An 18,599-nucleotide genomic window follows, 5' to 3' on the forward strand; every position below is an offset into this window, starting at 1 on the left:
TTTAAATTGGTTTATCAATGACAAATGTAGATGAGCAACACCGTTACAAATTAGAAAAAGGCAGTAAAAAACACGTTTGCCCGGCATGCAATAGAAAAACCTTTGTACTGTATATTGATACGGAAACGGGCGACTATTTGCCGGAACAGTACGGACGTTGCGACCGTGAAAGTAAATGTTCGTATAACCTCAACCCATATTTGGACGGGTACGCAAAAGCAATTTGGGAGCAGGAACAAAAAGTTACTGGAGTTACTAAAGTTACTGTTATAAAACAAAAATATTTTCGCACTCAACCCAAACCACAGCCCACACCTGAACCCGTACTTTTTGACTTTAACACCTTCAAACAAACATTAAAGCCTGAACGATATGAAAAGAACACGTTTATACAGAACCTGTTTTACAGGGTGCAATTTCCCTTTGAAGTTGATGAGGTTACAAAGGTTGTTCAGTTGTACCGATTGGGGACGGTTGCAAATGGTTACAGAGCAGGGGCAAATACTTTTCCTTTTATTGATATAAGGGGCAATGTAAGAGCAGTTCAGGTAAAACAATTTGACGAACAGAACCACACCACAGGCACGGACTTTTTACACTCAATAATTGAAAAACACCACACCCGAAACAATAAGCCGTTGCCTGAATGGTTGGAAGCATACACAAAGCAGGATAAACGAATTTCCTGTTTATTTGGCGAACACCTTTTAAGCAAATACCACAGCAACCCCGTTGCATTGGTTGAAGCCCCAAAAACAGCCGTTTACGGTACGTTGTACTTTGGTTTACCCCAAACGCCCAAAGATCTTATTTGGTTAGCAGTTTACAATAAAAGCAGTTTTTCGTTTGATAAGGTTAAAGTATTGAAGGGACGTTTTGTTTATGTATTTCCCGACCTATCAAAAGACGGTAACACCTTCAAAGAATGGGAAACAAAAGCAAAAGAATATGAAAGGCGTTTGCCCGGTACACGCTTTATATTTTCGGATTTACTGGAGCAATTAGCGCCTGAACGGGACAAAAACGAAGGCAACGACATTGCAGACTATTTGATAAAACAGGATTGGCGACTATTCAGAAAGCAGGATATACAGGAACAACCACCACAGCCCGAACCTGAAAAAGTTACTAAAGTTATTAAAGTTACCCCCCAAAAAAACTTTATTTATTCACACGCCACACCATTACCAAAAGTTGAGGGATTCAAAACTGAACGAATTGAACACCCTATAAAAGGAAAGCCCCAAAACTGGAGCAATGAAATTGCAGAACTTGAAAAGTACTTTGCAGCCATTGAACCACCAACCCAACCCGTAAAGCTGAACGGATGCGGCACAATATCAGATTTCCCACTATTCATTGAAACCCACTTTGCCACAGTAAAAGCGAACAACGGAAACAGAACCTATTTACCATACCTGAACCGATTACAGGAAATGAAACAAGTATTTACCATAAATTGAAATTGATATGAATACAAATGAAATTGAGACGCTTGAAAGTTATTTCAAAACAGAAAATGAACATTGGAACGGTTACGCTTTAAAAACCATTCGTAAAGCATTGGAAAAGCAGCTATTCAGCGACTTTAACAAGCTTATGCAGTTGTATGAATTTAGTATAAACATTGCAAGCGAAAGCCACAGAGAAAAGCCCTTTGAAGGTTTGCAAATGATTATTTCAGAGTATGACAAAAACGAATTAACCACCGAACAGAAAGTTTATTTACTGGAAGGTGTTTTTGAATATTTAGACCGTACAGATTTTGAAGGTTGGTACTCAAATGAAATTCAGGACTTAATGAAAAGTCAAATTACAGTTTACAACAATGAGTTGAAAAACAAAAAACCTGAATACAACAAACCATTGACCGGGAACATACGGGACACCTTGAAAGACTTAATGCAAAAGGAACTGGAGCAGCTACCTGAAACACTCAAAGGACTTGACCCTGTACAGCGTTTGAACATACTTTGTAAGCTTATGCCGTATGTACTACCAAAAACAGAAAGTGTAAAGCATACATTGGGCGAACCTGAACCACCCAAAAAGAATTGGTTGGATTAAACCGTTATTACCGAAAGTTCTTTAATTATTTAGGTTACGATCAAAAAAAATAAAATGCCAAAGCCCCATAAATTCCCAACCCTATACAATGAAGTATTGCAAATAAACATTTCAAAGTTGAAAGGTTGGGGCTACCTTGACCCGGAACAGATTAAAAGCGGTACATTAAACTGGAGCAGGAACGGAAACCCCACAGGCAGTATTTCAATAAGAGTAAACACCCACAGCGAACAACCATACATTGAACTGAAATACAATTTTAAAGACGAACCCCGAAACTATAAAGTATATTTGACCTCAACCCCTTCAAACCTGAACAGGGGTGAAATATGGTACTTCATTTGCCCACAAACAAAGAAGCGTTGCCGTAAACTGTATTCAATAGGCGGTTACTTTTTGCACCGTGAAGCGTTCAACGGCTGCATGTACGAAACACAAACCCAAAGCAAGAAATACAGGCGACTGGATAAAACATTGGGCGTTTACTTCAAATGTGAAAGCCTGTACAGCGAACTGTATAAAAAGCATTTCAAAAAAACGTATGCAGGAAAACCAACCAAAAAGTATTTGCGGTTAATTGAACAAATACAGAAAGCTGAAAGCATACCATACCACGAAGTTGAACGGGCAATATTAAGTTGATATATTAACCGGAAAGTTTCTTTTTTCCCGTCCGGGAACTACTCAATAAACCAACCCTGTTTTTGCCCAAAAAGCGGCTTTTTTGTGCATGCTTGTACCTTATTTGTACCTAATATTTATAACTAATTGAATATCAATGATAATTACTTTTTTCATCGGAAAGTAAACTAAATTGAGGAACTCCCTTACCATGATGTTTTTAGGCAGCAAAAAATTCAAAAATTAATTTTTAGCCACTTAGTAAATAGTTATTTACTCATAACCCTTCCTATTCTAATTTTTTTTATAGAAATGTAAAAACTGACAGTCTTTTACATTAATTATCAGACCATTGCTGAAATTTTGAACTATTGTACGATTTACTTTCAATATATAACTTAATTTCTAAATAATATGGCAAAAACTTGCTATTGGTCTCAGTTTTGATACATTACAGGTAAGTAAATTTTTGAAAAACTAAACCAATATACAATTATGGCAAAGTGTTTTGCACTGATGGGCTGGAGTTTACCCGTGATAGAAAGCATGCAAAAACTCAATAAACCTTATGTGGTAGTTTCATTCCCTGATTTTGAGGGATATGCAAAAGAGAATAATATTCCCTTTGTGAGTTATCAGTTTGACGAATGGAGTGACACATCAAACTCACTGGATTTATATGAAAAACTGAAACCATTTGAAGCTGATGTGGCCGTACCCCTATTTGAGGAAACAGTTGAATGGGCTGGAGCGCTCAACTCTATTTATAGAGGAGACCCTCGTGTCTTGAACCGCGCCTTTTTATTCCGGAACAAAGCTATGATGAAAAGAAAAGCTTTGATCGGCGGCCTGCGCGTAGGCTTATTTGAAGAAGTTTATAACAAAGAAGGTGTTAAAAATTTCATGAAAAGACTCAATCAGGCAAACCTTCAGATAGATGGTGAGCAGGATAGTTGGGTGCATATCAAACCATTTGCTTCGGCAGGTACGGTCGGGCATAGACTTTTGAGGTCAATGCAGGACATAGAAGAGAAATGCCAGGAAAGTGATTTTCCTTGTTTGGCCGAAAGCCACCTGCCGGGAACAGAGTTTTCTTGTGAGGCATTTATCCACGGTGGAAAAATCCGTTTCCTCAACATTACAGAATACGTGAAATTGGGGTATTCCAACTTTATACCCGAAGGTCATCACTTGCATTCCAAGCGTGATAAAATCATGAAAGAGATGCAAAAACTAGTTGACCTATTCGGTATAGAATATGGAATGATCCATCCGGAATGGTTCCTTACTGAAAATGATGAGTTGAGTTTTGGTGAGGTTGCTTGTAGGATTCCAGGAGGGCATATCTTGGAATTAGCGGCAAAAGCTTATGATTTTGATGCCTTAGGTGCCTTTGTACTTTGTCATGATCCAAGCTTGACAGAGGAAGAATTAAATGAAATCCTTCCTCCATTGGATGCAAGACCAAAACAATTCTATGGTAATGTGATGATCTATCCACACAAAGATGTCATCAATAAGCTCGAGATTCCGGATGAATTGAAAGAGGAGTCCTATTTCCTTGATCACAATCTGATTCCACCGTATACCAATCAAAAGATCAATAGCCGTGAAGGTTTTGGGAATCACTTTGGTACGGTCAATTTCAAAGGCGAAGATCCCGATAGAATGACAGAATTGCTTTTACATTACGAAAATGTAGATTTTTATCATTAAGAATTGATAGTGCAACCTTAAGAATACAACCTTTCATTTTGGAAGGTTGTATTTTACATTTCACCCCTTCAAAAAGACTACATTTAATTTTAATAATTTTGCTTTTTTATGCATAATCCAGTGCTTACAGACAACACATATCAGAAATTCGAAGAACAACACAAGGAGTTTAGACAGGCCACAGCACTCACCAGACCTGAAAAAGCACAGAAAATGATGGGGCAAATTGATTTGCTTATTGATAGCCCGGAAGGTCTTGATTTCATTTTCCAAAATATAGAAAGCCTGTCAAAAGCAGGGATTTTTGAAGGTTCACCTTGGGCTGATCCATCCAAACTAGTCGCTAGCCTGGTAAATGGAACGCTGAAAAGTGGCCATCCAAACTCCACCATAGAAATATTGAGTGAATTGCGCTTGTTGGCGATTGCCAAAGGCATGATGGAAATTAAGGGAACCAGTCCGACTGATGCTGAAAACTTTATTCAAGAGGTCATAGTGGCCAACCTTGAGTTTGTTTTCAATGAACCTTTGGAAGAAACCAGACTGGTCATGAGTGAACATGAACTGAAAAAAGTACATACTCTTTTCAAATTCATCTCAGAAAAAACCAAACTCGATAATGTCAAAGAAAAGCTTGTAGAAGAGCTGACTCTGATCTGCGAACAGAGACCTGTGGTCACTGAAAAACAGAGGAAAATAATAGCTCTTGTTAAAGAGAAGATAGACCTGGATCCTAAGAAGGACTTGGACGCTCGCCTATTAAAGTTTCAAAGGTGCATATACAGACCTACCATCAATTCAGTCAATAAAGATTACAAAAAATACAGGACATTGTTAAAAACTTTGACCTTTGATCAGTTGAGGGAGGAGTCTATTGAGATGAGTAGGGCTATGCTGAGCTTTGGCTTGGTGAGCCAATACCACCCCATTTTAGTGATACACCTTATTGAAAAAGAGCAGAAAGAACTGGTTCCATTGTGTTTGGGATTGACTGAGGCAGGCACCGCAAGATGGCGAGAACATGAAGCTTTTATCTGCGATTTGATACTCAAAACCATTCATCCTTACAATGCACAGTGCCTTTATGGACTTGCCAAAATGCTGGAATCGGGGATTTTCTCACGGGAAGCTGTCCGATCGGGTTTGGCAAATATGCTGACCATAAAAGTCCATCCAGAAGTAGAGGAGCGTATTTTGAAATCCACCAAAACTCCTCACGAGAAAATCAGTGCTCTTCAATACCTCATGGGCGCATTGTTCAGGGTTTTGGGTCAACCTCTGGGAGTCGGACAGGGAAATAACCCCACCTGCCAAAGTGCCCGTGGTATCAGCATGTGGAGTCAGCATGCGCCTGCCAAGCTTATCAATATGGTGCAAACAGCTGCCACTTACAACGACCTGACTTTCCGATTTGAGGCTAAAGAAATCAAATCATCAGAGGTTGGATTGGGTTTGGTTCAAAACCTAGACCACAACTTGGACGCAGTATCAGTGACACTAGTGCCCATGCTTGATAAAGTGTACAATGAAATGATGCTCAGGGCCTCAGGAAGAGGTGAAGACCCTCACAAATGGGTAAATCCAGCGCTTTATGGACAATGGATACAAATCGGTTTTGCCTCAGCTTATGATTATTTGTCAAATGCCATAGTAGATTATAACGGATTTATCAGCGTGTTATATGCCATGTGCCATCCCAAATACAATGGTGGACACAGGTTGATTTACCCAAACCCTGTGGGCATCTTCATCACAAGTGCCAAAGGAGACATGTTGGGATTTCACGCAGTGTCTTTACTTCGTGTGGATGTTGATTTCAAAGGAGTATACAGGGCATATTTTCTCAACCCTAATAATGAAGGGCGGCAAGACTGGGGACAAAAAATCAAGCCTTCTGTGTACGGAAATGGCGAAATATATGGAGAATCGTCCTTACCATTACATGAATTTGCCGCAAGGGTATATGCCTTTCATTACAACAACTTGGAAGCTGCAGATAAAATGGATAATGTTCCAGATTTAGAAATCCAGAAAATTAAAAAATTGGCCAAGGAAAGTTGGGGACGTTCTTACACTTGGTTAGAAACAAAAAAAATATGGTAAAACATTCCTCGAGGATTGAATTGAAGCAATCCGCATATAAGAATAATATAAATTTTATAAAAAAGAAGATTGGAGAACATGCCATCGTATCTTCAGTGGTGAAGGCCAATGCTTATGGTCATGGCATTCGCACATTTGTGCCTATGGCAGAAAAATGCGGCATCAATCATTTTTCTGTTGCTTCAAGTTTTGAAGCAGAAGAAGTACTGAGCGTATGTTCCCCGAATAGCCGTATCATGATCATGGGTATCATATACGAAGTGGATATTCCTTGGGCTATAGAACATGACATTGAGTTCTTTGTGTACAATTATGAGCGCTTACCCAAGACTTTGGAGGCTGCCAAAAAAATCGGCAAAGCTGCAAAAGTGCATATTGAAGTAGAGACCGGTGCAAATAGAACGGGACTTCCTCAAAAGGACTTTCTTAAAGTACTCAATTACTTGAAAAAACACAGTGAACATATCATCTTCGAAGGTCTTTGTACACATTTCGGAGGAGCTGAGTCTGTTTCCAATCAATTTAAAATTGACATGCAACACAAGCGGTACAAAGCTTTTCTCAAGCAATGCCGTGAAAAGAAAATAGAACCTGCCGTGCGCCACATAGCCTGTTCAGCCGCTGCCTTAGCGATGCAGGACACAGTATATGACATGGTAAGAATTGGGGTGGCTCAATATGGTTTTTGGCCTAGTCCTGATATCTATTATGCCCATCTGCACGAAACCAATAAAAAAGCAGACAACTCACTCAAAAGAATATTTTCTTGGAAAACTGACATCATGGATATCCGCGATGTAGAGCAAGGTGAGTTTATTGGATATGGCACTTCCTTTCAGGCTACACATAAAATGACCATTGCCGTCATGCCTTTAGGCTACTCCAACGGTTATCCCAGAGCTTTGTCTAATCGTGGTCAAGTGTTGATTCATGGTAAAAAAGCGCCAATTGTAGGCCTTATCAACATGAACCTGTTTATGGTAGACATCACCCACATCAAGGAAGCGGAACTGGGAGATGAGGTGGTACTGATAGGGCGCCAAAACAACAATGTCATCAATGTGGCGAGTTTTACCAATAGCACACAGCTACTGAACAACGAAATGCTAAGTAGATTGCCCGCTGCGATTCCTCGAACAGTAGTGAAATAAATCAACAACAAGCCATAGTTGGAAAAGCAGCTTAAATGCTTTATATACTTATAATTGTATTGAATTTAGCAAGGATCAGTGGTCCTGATTTTAATCGTTAATATATATTCATAGTTCATTTGCCACAGCCAATTCGATTGCTTACCCACAACTCATAGAAACAAGTACCAAGTGTCTAGAGAATATAATTCCAGTGAAGATTCTTTAAGAAATCAAAGGTTGAGTAAAGTCGAGAATGATAAACCGGAAATCCTGAAAAAGAAGATTACGCTTCCTTTTTCAGGATTTCTTTCTCCGCAGTTACTTCTCCAAAAAACCTGGAAGCAATTTTTTCTTTTTCTTTTTTCAGAAACTCCAAATAGGCCAATGGAAGTGGAAGGTGTTTTTTCCCCTTAAGCCAGACCAATCTCCATTTGGTAGTAATTGGCAAACCCTTGACAGAAATAATCCTGAGTTGCTCTGCCACAAGTTCATTTTTTATCCCAATAATTGGCATTATTGAATAACCCAGCCCAGCCAATACTGCCTGTTTTACGGCCTCATTGGAAGTCAGTTCCATCTTTTTGTGGATAGAAATCTTGCTGCCTTCAATAAAACGTTCCATCGTTTGACGGGTACCTGAGCCTTTTTCCCTAAAGATCAATGGCATTTCCTGAAAAATTTCTTCCGGATCCATTTTTTCATTCAAAGAAGATCGGGTATTGCCAATCAGATAAAGGTCATTATCCAGCAAATCAAGATACTCCAAATTGACCGCTTTAGGTAAGATGGAAACTAGTGCAAAATCCACTTCATTATTTTCCAAGCTTTTCATGACCATGCTTTTGTTGGTCACATCCATATGCAATTCAACACCTGAATGCTCATTTAGAAAATCCCCTAGAAAATATGGCATTACATATTTACCAGTTGACACAACAGCTATTTTCAATCGGCCAGTCAATTGACCTTTATAAGCCATTGTTTTGCTATCAATTGCCTGTACTTGATTGATGATATTTTCTGCTAAGACTGCTATTTCTTGCCCAAATTCAGTAATGTGGATTTTTCTACCGATCACTTCGGTCAAAGGGATATCAAATTGATCCTGAAAGTTTTTGAGCTGAATAGATACCGCGGGCTGCGTCAGATGCAAAGATTCGGCAGCCTTCGTAATCGAAACTGTCTCTACTACTTTTTGAAATACCAGCAATTGATGAAGCGTATAATTCATAAATTTTTTTTATGGTTTCGATTATAAACTTAAATAAAAATATATAAAATTTTGAATTCACTTTTGCTCCCTGAAAATAAAGAGCACATAAATTTTACTAATCCAAAGACTTTAGCATTATCTCTCAAATGGAAAAATCATTAGACTTAAAGCTTATTTCGGGCGAATTCAACCCTATAGACGCCAAGGAAATCTTGATAAATCTTGTTAACGACAAATTGAATTTCCATGTTAGGAAAAACTTCAGTTCAACAATAAGATTTGGAGCACCCGACGAAAATTCAGCCCAAAGAATTACTGAATTGAATGGTGAATTAAGAAACATAATGGAGTTTTTTGATCAAATGGACATGGCAAACGGAAGCTTTTCCATCAATGCTACAATCGAACTTCGCAGTATCGAAACCAAAGAGCAAAACATTTGATCCTAACTGTTTTTAAAACCAAAATCCTGAAACTGAAATGAATTTCAATCTCTTAGTTGAGAACCTCACCAACCCCGCCCTACTCTTTTTTGTTCTTGGATTGGTAGCTGTATTGTGCAAGAGCGACCTGGAAATCCCTCCAAACTCCTCTAAATTCATCTCACTTTACCTGTTGTTTTCAATAGGATTCAAAGGCGGGCAGGAATTAGCACATGAAACCTTTAGCATGGAGATTTTTTGGACCATACTCTTCGGTATAGGCATAGCGATTGTAATTCCTTTTTACACATTTTTCATATTAAAAAGAAAACTGAGCATTTATGATGCTGGTGCAGTAGCAGCCGCTTACGGATCCATCAGTGCCGTTACATTCGTTACAGCGGTGACCTATTTAGAAATCCAGAATATGGTGTTACACGGCCACATGGTTGCGATCATGGCTTTGATGGAAGCACCTGCCATTGTCGTAGGACTGCTTCTTATTTCTTCTTTTGATAAAATCGGTGGTACTGCTGATATAGTGAAAAAGCGAACTGTTGTAAAACATTCTTTTACTAATGGAAGTGTGATGCTGATACTTGGCAGCCTGCTGATAGGTTTTTTGGCATCAGATGCACAGGCAGAAGGAATCAAACCATTTACCAATGATATTTTCAAGGGCTTTTTGGCTATCTTCCTATTGGATATGGGAATAGTCAGTGGCAGAAAACTAGGTTCCTTTTTCTCTTATGGCTGGTTCCCGTTGGTTTTTGCTATTATCATCCCGCTTTTCAATGGTTCTGTAGTAGCAATCATGAGCTCAATGGTGACTGATGATATCTCCAACAGGTTTATGTTGGCCATTCTGTCAGCGAGTGCCTCCTATATTGCTGTACCGGCTGCCATGAAAATGACAGTTCCTCAGGCCAATCCTGGCTTGTTCTTACCAATGGCTTTAGCTGTTACATTTCCTGTAAACATCACTATCGGTATGCCATTGTATTACTTATTGGCTTCGGCTTTTTAATGTTTGACATTACAAAATTGAGTTGGTATTGATATTTTCAAAAAACAGTCCTGCCATGGATTGACCATTACAATTCTCTCCATGGCAGGACTTAGATTTTTATAATCACTGTATTTTTCATATTTTGAATGTCAGTACTCACCAAACTGACTGAAATTTTGAAAAACTTCATTTCAATCAATTCCTTGTTTTTATCTTTTTGTTTGTTTTTCGCTCTGCACTCCTGTAAAAGCACAGAAAGTCAAACACAGGGTTTGGAAATTACAAGCAGTGAACAAATAAGGGGTCAACAAGCAGGTAAAAAGCCAAGAGCAAATTCAAAATCCTCCGCTAGGGAACTCAACCCCACTCCTCCCCCAGTGGATCCAGGTTCAACTGGAAAGTCCGAATATTTGACAGAATTATTGTCCCCGATAAACTCAGAAAGGGCAAATGGCAGAAATTGTGGTAATGAGATTTTCGACCCGGCATCCAAGCTTGACTGGAACAATGACCTTGCCCTAGCAGCCCTTGAACACGCCGCCGACTTAAGTTATCATTCCGGTATGAGAGGTCATGTGGGTTCTGATAGCTCCAGAGTCATTGAACGTATCAGAAGACATACCACAGAATTCAATAATTTTGCCGAGAATGTTGTCATGGGTAGAATTCAAACAGAAAATACCGTAACAGTTTTTCTGAATAGCCCAGGACATTGTAGAAATATCATGAACCATGTTTATACCCACTTCGGTGCAGCTAGACATTATAATCCTGAGACAGGGCGTACAGCTACAGTTTACAAATTTGGTAGAAAAAGAGGGGCAGATACCGGTCCGAGGAGAGAAAGAAAATTCATAAAAGTGAAAGAAGAATATTGAATAATTGGACCCTCAAAAATCGGGAATACGTCTAACCTTATTTTTTCAAAAAGATTTAAATCAAAATTCCTCAATCTCTTTGGCACAATTGGACAAATTGTACTTTCTTTAACATTCAATTTACTTTCCAACCCTAAGCAAATACAGATTGAAGATCTTAACAATAGACATCGGCGGAACCAATATCAAAGCAAAAGTAGAAGGCCCAATAGAACGTAGAAAATTTCCATCAGGAACTGACATGATACCTGAAACAATGGTAGAAGGAGTCAAAGAGATGACCAAGGATTGGGATTACGATGTAATTTCCATAGGATTCCCAGGAATTATCAAAGGTGGAAAAATCATCACAGAACCCAAAAATCTCGGAGAAGGTTGGATCGGATTTGATTTTGAACAGGCTTTTGGAAAGCCTATCAAATTGATGAATGATGCCGCTATGCAGGCCTTAGGTTCTTACAAAGAAGGTGTTCTATTATTTCTAGGACTTGGCACCGGTCTTGGTTCAGCTATTGTAAACGATGGAAAGGTTCTCCCTATGGAACTTGCCCACCTCACTTACCGAAAGGGTACTTTTGAAGATTATGTAGGATTTCGGGGTTATGAGAAAAGAGGTCAAGAGAAGTGGCAAGAACATGTTTTTACTGTTGTAGAAAGGTTTCAAGCTGCATTTTTACCAGATGACATCGTACTCGGTGGAGGGAAATCCAAACTGTTAACGGAAGTCCCTGAGGGTTGTCGACTTGGTAATAACCAATTGGCTTATGAGGGAGGTTTTAGAATGTGGAAATAAAAAATCCAAGCAATCATTGAGTTGCTTGGATTATAAAAGGGTTATAAGTGGTTTGAGCTATTGTTTAATACGCATTGTCATTTTCAAAAAGAATTGAATAGATCGTTAGGAAGATAATTTTGAAATCAAAAGCCAAACTCCAGTTTTTGATATAAAACAGATCGTATCGTAATCTGGCATTCATATCGAAAGTATCTTTAATTTCACCTCTGAAACCTTTAGATTGAGCGAGACCGGTGATTCCCGGTTTTACCATATGTCTGTACATAAAGTTCTCAATTTTTTCCGAGAACTCTTTATTCATCACTACAGCATGTGGCCTAGGACCTACGATGGTCATTTCACCAAGTACTACATTTATCAATTGAGGTAGTTCATCAAGACTTGTCTTTCTTATAAACTTACCAACTTTTGTAATTCTTGGATCACCTTTGCTAGCCTGTTTGAAATGCCCAGCTGGATTGTACCTCATACTTCTGAATTTGAGGCAATAAAAAGGGACATTGTTCTGCCCATGCCTCAACTGCTTGTAAAACACAGGCCCTTTTGATTCCAGTTTGATCATCAAAGCAATGATCGGAAAAAGCCAGCTGCCTACAAGGATCAAGAATAAACTTGCCGATACAATATCGAATACCCTTTTGGTAAGTGTCATAGACGAATCCAAAAGATTGACCGAATACCTATTTAAAATAAATTCCGAATCAATAGCAAAAGAGCTGATGTTGTGGAGTTTTGAAATTGTACTAGCCATATTATAATTATTTAAAACAATTCTGTGTGATATAGATCAGAGTGTAAATATTTCTTCCTGATCATGGCATAAATTTAAAATTAAAAATTGGAAATAATAAACAAATGGCATTTTTTTTTATTTGAAATACGTTTTAATAGGGTGAAGATGTTAATTGATTTGGTTTAAAGCATTTTAACTCTTTAACAATCAACTATTTATATTTTCCTTAACAAAAAAATAAAAATATTTTTCTTTCAATATTAATTTTTGTTCTACTATAATATATATGTAAAAAGCTTTTATTTGTATATAACATAATATATAGAAACTCTTATTGCCATCATAACTACACTTTGAAGTTTAATGAAAGATGAATTCTTTAATGGAGAATCTAAGGTAGAAAAATTTATTTTTTGAATTACATTTTACATTACTTATAATTCATAATTTTAGATACATAATTAAATGTAACTGTTAAAATGAAAAAATTATTATTCATTTTACATACATAAAGTTGCTTTTTAAATAAAAAATAAAGTACTTTGATTCGAATTAAGGGATTAACTTATGTTTAGTCAAAAATTCAAAAACGCAACATTTTAATTATTCGAGAATAATGATAAAAGTAGCCTTAATTGGAGCAGGAAAAATGGGGATTTCTCATTTGGCAATTTTAGGAGCTCATCCTAGTGTTGAGATTGTAGGGGTCTGTGACACTTCCAAAATGGTAGTGGATGTCTTAAAAAATTATAGCGGATATGATTGCTATTCAGATTATTTAAAAATGGTAGACGAAGCTAAACCGGATGCAGTGATTGTGGCTGTTCCTACTAAGTTTCACTACAAAATGGTCAAAGACCTTCTGAATAAAAACATACATGTTTTCGCCGAAAAACCTTTTTGCCTGAACCCTACCGAAAGCTTAGAATTAAGTTCATTAGCTAAAGAGAAAGGTGTAGTAAACCAAGTAGGATACCACAACAAGTTTGTAGGCACATTTAAAGAGGTCAAAAAACTGGTGAATGGTGGTTACATAGGAGAAATCAACCACTTCCTAGGTGAAGCCTACGGACCGGTAGTGACAAAGAAAAAAAGTGACACTTGGAGATCTGATCCAAACGAGGGTGGTGGCTGTCTAATGGACTATGCCTCTCATGTGATAGATCTTATTAATGATATCGTCGCTCCCATCAACTCCTGCAAAGGTTCAATTCTCAAATCCATCTACTCCAAAAGCGTAGACGACTCTGTATATGCATTGGTAAATATAGAAACTGGTGTATCAGGAGTGATATCGGTCAACTGGAGTGATGAGACCTATAGGAAGATGTCCACTTCTGTTACTATAAATGGTACCAAGGGAAAAATCATCTCAGATGCCAACGAATTGAAAGTTTACTTCAAATCATCATCAGTGCCTGAAGGCTATTCAAAAGGCTGGAATGTGAAATATGTGACTGACTTGGCAGAAGAAGTAGATTTTTACTTAAGGGGTGAAGAATACTCCTCCCAATTAGACCATTTCATCAAATCTGTCCAAGGCATAGTTCAAAATGACATCAACACATTTGAAAGTGCTTGGAAAACAGACCATTCAATATTTCTTATCAAAGAACAATCATTAGCTTAACTTCAACAACCATGGAAAGAATCATTTTCGGAGACAATCAGTTTTTTGCAGTCAACCATATTTCGGACGAAAAATCTCGGGCTCAATCGATCAAATTCAAGGACGATGCTGCAATTATCAAGACTTTAGACATTGCCAGAGAAGGTGGCATCAATACTTTCATGTGTACCACACACGACCGTATTGCTAATATTTGTAAAATCATCAGAGATAATCCTGAATACAGCGACTTCAAGATTTATCCTTGCATGCCATATGCCCACAAGTACGCAAATGCTGTTACAGATCTAGGGATTGCAGGCACGCTTAAACAATATGTTCCGGGTAATTTTATCGGTTCAATGTTCAAAGGAGGTGTAGCTTTCTTATCAAAAGACTATACCTCAATCATGGAACTTTTGATCGATGCTGAAATGAAAATGTTCAGGGGAATAGATACTCCTGTAATTTTCCTTCAAAATGTAATCACTGATTTACTTCTGGGTTTGGGAATGACAGACTTCCTGGTTGCTTTTGCCAAATATGTGGAGAAAAAGTACAATGCCGAGGCAGGATTCATTACTATGAATTTACCAAAACTACTCAATACTCTTGAAGCTGCAGGTTTGAAAAACCCAATCATCTGTGCCTCTGTCAATAAGGCAAACTTTAGAATGTCAGGAGGAAAAGATCTCTATGAAAAAACCATAAGCGAAGGTAGATGCAGGTTGATAGCAATGCAGGTTTTGGGAGGTGGAGCAATTCCAGCATCCGAAGCTTTGGAATACGTAAGTAATTTACCCAACGTGGAGTCAATTCTATTTGGCGCTTCATCAAGGCAGAATATCGAAAACACTGTTCAGACAATCAGATACCACGATTATAAGAAAACTGAACAATTGGTAAGTGCTTAATGAAAATTCAATTTAATGGTTATCCTACTTGATTAGAACAAATCAGTATGGGTAACCATTCTTTTCGGAAATTCAGACTAGAATTCCGCCATATTTCAGAAAATTGATTGTTTTTTTTCCATATTGCTATATAATATATTCCCGACATGCCGGATAGGTATTGGAAATATACAAGATTCAATTACCCACACTTAACCTTTCTCTATGAGTAACCTAGGAAAAAATATCCTATTAGTAGTTGCAATAGTATTTTGTTTTTCTTGCACTAAAAGAAATCTAGTTTACTTCAGCGACCTAGACCCTGTCAAAGGTGATTCTTTTACCATCACCTCTAAATCTGAACCCAGAATCCAGGCTGATGACCTGTTAAGCATCACAGTAACTAGCTTAAATGCTGAATCAAATATGCTTTTCAATGCTGGGGTATTAATTCCGGCGGAAGGTTCAAACACCACTATCTCCGCCCCTATCAACGAAAGCTACTTGGTAGATAAAGATGGATTTATTAATTATCCAGTGATCGGTCAGATTAAGCTCGAAGGATTTACAAAGCAAGAAGCCATTACAAGAATGTCCGAATTACTGGTAGAATATGTAAAAGACCCGATTATCAATATCAGATTCATGAATTTTAAGGTGACAGTCATTGGTGAAGTACAACAGCCCAATTCTTTTGTAATTCCCACCGAAAAAATAACTGTGCTTGAGGCTTTAGGCTTAGCTGGTGACATGACTGCTTATGGCAAAAGGGAAAACGTATTGATTATAAGAGAGAAAGATGGGATCAGAACAGCAAACAGATTAAATTTAAATAATAAAGAAGTATTAAATTCTGATTTTTTCTACTTGCAGCAAAATGATATAGTGTATGTCGAACCTTACAAAACAAAAGCAATTCAGGCAGATAATAACCCCAGGACATTCGCAATTATAAGCAGTGCTTTAACATTGGCAGTGATCATGTTCTTGAATTTTAGAGATGCGTTTACAAGTTAACTTTAAATAAAAATGAAGATCAGCGATATAATTAAAGAGATTGAAGAGGAAGAGGAAGTAAAAGAAAAAGATTCGTTGAGTTATAAAATGGTGTTTAATAAATACCGCCAAAAATGGTATTGGTTTTTATTAAGCGTATTGGTCTTTGGTCTTTCTGCGGTAACTTTTGCTTATTTATCCACTTCATTATATAAAGTTCAGAGTACTTTACTCTTGAGAGATGAAAACAAAGGTACTGATTTCAACACAAATGCCCTTCTACCGGAAATGATGGGATTCAGTAGCACTTCATCGGTAGAAAATGAGGCTGAGGTATTCAGGTCTGAATTCTTAATTTCAAAAGCTATAAATGAGCTTAATTTTTATGTCTCCTATTATCAAAACAATGGCCCGCTTCGTTGGAAAGAAATTTACAAAAATGAGGTACCAATTACCGTAACTTTTATCGATAAAAATGAGCAGTTCAATCAAAGAGAAATGGGGCTGGAAATATCATTGCTAAATGATAGAGAATTTGAATTGCAGGAAGGGAAAAAAGACAAGAGAAAGTATCAATTCGGACAAGAAATAAAAAACCTTTACGGGGGATTTAAAATTGAGCTAAATCCTGATTTCTATTATGAAATTAGCGAATTCAAGGATACTCCTTTAAAGGTTGTTTTCCATGGTGATAAACTGGGAAGAGACATTGCTGATGATTTTGAAGTCCAAATTGTCAATAAACTGGCTAGTGTTATCTCCCTATCGATATATAATGAGCATCCACAAAAAGGAAAGGATTTGCTCAATAAAATCATCGAAATATATAATAGAGAAGCTGAAAATGAGAAAAATGTAATTGCCAATAATACTATCAGCTTTATAGATGAGCAATTGGTCGGCCTCACTGAAGAGCTTCTTAAAATCGAAAATGAGGCTGAGCAGTATAAATTGCGAAACGCCATAACAGATGTTGGTGCAGAAGCTCAGCTATTTCTTAACAGTACTACTGCAAACCGTCAACAATTGGCTGATTTAGCTATTCAAATAGACGTATTGGAATCTATTGAGTCTTATATGAATCAATCCGGGAATGAATTTGAAACGATTCCCGGTACACTTACAGTAGTTGAGCCAAACTTAAATGAATTGATTTCCAGCTACAACAAACTACAACAAGAAAGGGAAAGGATGTTGCGTACAACCCAGCCTACCAACCCGATTGTTATAAACATCAGTGAACAACTGGCAAGCTTAAGAAGAAGTATCATTGAAAGTATCAAACAGATCAAAAATGGGTTACAGATTTCAAAAAGAAGTCTGGAAACCAGCTCTAGTCAATTCCAAAGCCGTGCATCAAGAGTACCAACGATTGAGAGAGAACTGCTTGATATCAATAGAAAACAAGGTATAAAACAAGAACATTATCTCTTACTTGTCCAAAAAAGAGAAGAAGCAGCTCTCACACTTGCTGCTGCCTCTACAGGAAACTCGAGAATAATTGACCCGCCTTCATCATCTGAATACCCTGTCAAACCTAACAAGAAAATAATTTTTGGATTGAGTATTATTTTCGGTTTTGGACTTCCATTTGGATTGATATTTATCAAGGATAAATGGGATGAAAAGATCCAATACAAATCTGAAGTTCAAAAATTGACTTCTGTTAAAATTCTGGGGGAACTTTCCAGAAACCCGAATAAGGAACCTATCGCTATCGCAAAGTCAAAGCGGACTATGATAGCTGAACAAATAAGGTTTATCAGAACTGGATTGGCTTTTGAAATTGGTAACAAAAAAAACCAAGTCATATTGGTTACTTCAGGAATAAGTGGTGAAGGAAAGACTTTCTTCAGCTTAAACCTAGCCATCAGTTTGGGTTTGGCAGGAAAGAAAGCTGTTATCTTGGAATTTGATTTAAGAAAACCTGCCCTACTAAAATCCCTGAATTTGACTTCGAACAAAGGATTATCAGATTTTTTGGATAGTGACAAAAACACATCATTAGAAGAAGTATTGACCAATCTAGATGGACAGGAAAATGTGTCTCTGATTGGGTGTGGTGAAATACCTGAAAACCCATCAGAATTGATGCTAAATTCTAGAATGGAAGAATTGATCAAAAAGTTAAAAGAAAAATTTGATTATGTAATCATTGATTCAGCACCGGTAGGATTAGTATCTGATTCGTTCACCCTATCAACATTTGCAGATGTTTCAATTTTTATGGTGAGGTATAATTTTACAACCAAAGATCAGTTAAAAACCATTGAAGATATCCGGAAAAATAAAAAGTTCAAGAATCCAATGATTGTACTTAATGATGCTAAACTTGAAATGACTTATGGATATGGTGAAGCGTACGGAAAGAGCTATTACCAGAAGAATTAAATGTAATCGGAGAATAATT

Annotated in this window: 16 protein-coding genes; 14 read left to right on the forward strand and 2 right to left on the reverse strand. The window is 37.5% G+C overall.

Translation table 11 applies throughout. The annotated features are described in order from the left end of the window. The first annotated feature begins 17 nt into the window (after positions 1 to 17). From CLW00_RS02625 to alr, 6 genes are all read left to right on the forward strand, one after another. The gene (locus CLW00_RS02625) at positions 18 to 1,463 is read left to right on the forward strand and encodes a DUF6965 family protein (protein WP_211300136.1); all 1,446 of its coding nucleotides are present in this window, start codon (positions 18 to 20) and stop codon (positions 1,461 to 1,463) included. Positions 1,464 to 1,470: 7 nt separating this feature from the next. Beyond that, positions 1,471 to 2,067 (forward strand): hypothetical protein, encoded by a 597-nt coding sequence (locus tag CLW00_RS21590; protein ID WP_245917147.1) that lies wholly within the window; start codon positions 1,471 to 1,473, stop codon positions 2,065 to 2,067. Between the two features lie 54 nt (positions 2,068 to 2,121). Further along, positions 2,122 to 2,709, forward strand: a complete 588-nt coding sequence (locus tag CLW00_RS02635) for a hypothetical protein (protein ID WP_106132062.1) — start codon at positions 2,122 to 2,124, stop codon at positions 2,707 to 2,709. A gap of 474 nt (positions 2,710 to 3,183) precedes the next feature. Further along, positions 3,184 to 4,404, forward strand: coding sequence for an ATP-grasp domain-containing protein (locus tag CLW00_RS02640; RefSeq protein WP_106132063.1), 1,221 nt, complete (start codon positions 3,184 to 3,186; stop codon positions 4,402 to 4,404). A gap of 108 nt (positions 4,405 to 4,512) precedes the next feature. Then, positions 4,513 to 6,507 (forward strand): hypothetical protein, encoded by a 1,995-nt coding sequence (locus CLW00_RS02645; protein WP_106132064.1) that lies wholly within the window; start codon positions 4,513 to 4,515, stop codon positions 6,505 to 6,507. Next, the gene (alr, locus tag CLW00_RS02650; RefSeq protein ID WP_106132229.1) at positions 6,501 to 7,658 is read left to right on the forward strand and encodes an alanine racemase; all 1,158 of its coding nucleotides are present in this window, start codon (positions 6,501 to 6,503) and stop codon (positions 7,656 to 7,658) included. Before CLW00_RS02645 ends, alr begins: the two co-directional genes overlap by 7 nt. 265 nt (positions 7,659 to 7,923) lie before the next feature. On the opposite strand, the gene CLW00_RS02655 is transcribed toward alr, so the two are convergent. Continuing rightward, complete coding sequence (locus tag CLW00_RS02655) at positions 7,924 to 8,871, reverse strand: LysR family transcriptional regulator (RefSeq protein WP_106132065.1); 948 nt, start codon at positions 8,869 to 8,871, stop codon at positions 7,924 to 7,926. A 128-nt stretch (positions 8,872 to 8,999) separates the two neighbouring features. Between CLW00_RS02655 and CLW00_RS02660 the strand changes: the two genes are divergently transcribed. From CLW00_RS02660 to CLW00_RS02675, 4 genes are all read left to right on the forward strand, one after another. After that, positions 9,000 to 9,296, forward strand: a complete 297-nt coding sequence (locus CLW00_RS02660) for a hypothetical protein (protein WP_106132066.1) — start codon at positions 9,000 to 9,002, stop codon at positions 9,294 to 9,296. A gap of 37 nt (positions 9,297 to 9,333) precedes the next feature. Continuing rightward, on the forward strand, positions 9,334 to 10,302 hold the full coding sequence (locus tag CLW00_RS02665; RefSeq protein ID WP_106132067.1) for a sodium-dependent bicarbonate transport family permease: 969 nt from the start codon (positions 9,334 to 9,336) through the stop codon (positions 10,300 to 10,302). A 254-nt stretch (positions 10,303 to 10,556) separates the two neighbouring features. Beyond that, entirely contained in the window at positions 10,557 to 11,162 is a 606-nt protein-coding gene (locus CLW00_RS02670) for a CAP domain-containing protein (protein WP_170073160.1), read from the forward strand. 148 nt (positions 11,163 to 11,310) lie between these two features. Then, positions 11,311 to 11,955 (forward strand): ROK family protein, encoded by a 645-nt coding sequence (locus tag CLW00_RS02675; protein ID WP_106132069.1) that lies wholly within the window; start codon positions 11,311 to 11,313, stop codon positions 11,953 to 11,955. Positions 11,956 to 12,019: 64 nt separating this feature from the next. Here CLW00_RS02675 and CLW00_RS02680 read toward each other — a convergent pair whose 3' ends face one another. Beyond that, entirely contained in the window at positions 12,020 to 12,709 is a 690-nt protein-coding gene (locus tag CLW00_RS02680; RefSeq protein ID WP_106132070.1) for a sugar transferase, read from the reverse strand. A 598-nt stretch (positions 12,710 to 13,307) separates the two neighbouring features. On the opposite strand from CLW00_RS02680, the gene CLW00_RS02685 reads away from it, so the two are divergent. The 4 genes from CLW00_RS02685 (at position 13,308) to CLW00_RS02700 (ending at position 18,580) form a co-directional block, all read left to right on the forward strand. Further along, positions 13,308 to 14,321: a Gfo/Idh/MocA family protein gene (locus CLW00_RS02685; RefSeq protein WP_106132071.1), complete on the forward strand. Its 1,014-nt coding sequence runs from the start codon at positions 13,308 to 13,310 to the stop codon at positions 14,319 to 14,321. Between the two features lie 11 nt (positions 14,322 to 14,332). After that, positions 14,333 to 15,214, forward strand: coding sequence for a hypothetical protein (locus CLW00_RS02690; protein WP_106132230.1), 882 nt, complete (start codon positions 14,333 to 14,335; stop codon positions 15,212 to 15,214). A 204-nt stretch (positions 15,215 to 15,418) separates the two neighbouring features. After that, a complete protein-coding gene (locus CLW00_RS02695; RefSeq protein WP_106132072.1) occupies positions 15,419 to 16,210 on the forward strand; it encodes a polysaccharide biosynthesis/export family protein in 792 nt (263 codons plus the stop codon). A gap of 12 nt (positions 16,211 to 16,222) precedes the next feature. Further along, a complete protein-coding gene (locus CLW00_RS02700; protein ID WP_106132073.1) occupies positions 16,223 to 18,580 on the forward strand; it encodes a GumC family protein in 2,358 nt (785 codons plus the stop codon). Positions 18,581 to 18,599: the final 19 nt, after the last annotated feature.

It is taken from the genome of Mongoliibacter ruber (assembly GCF_003003005.1).
GTDB classification, from domain to species: Bacteria; Bacteroidota; Bacteroidia; order Cytophagales; family Cyclobacteriaceae; genus Mongoliibacter; species Mongoliibacter ruber.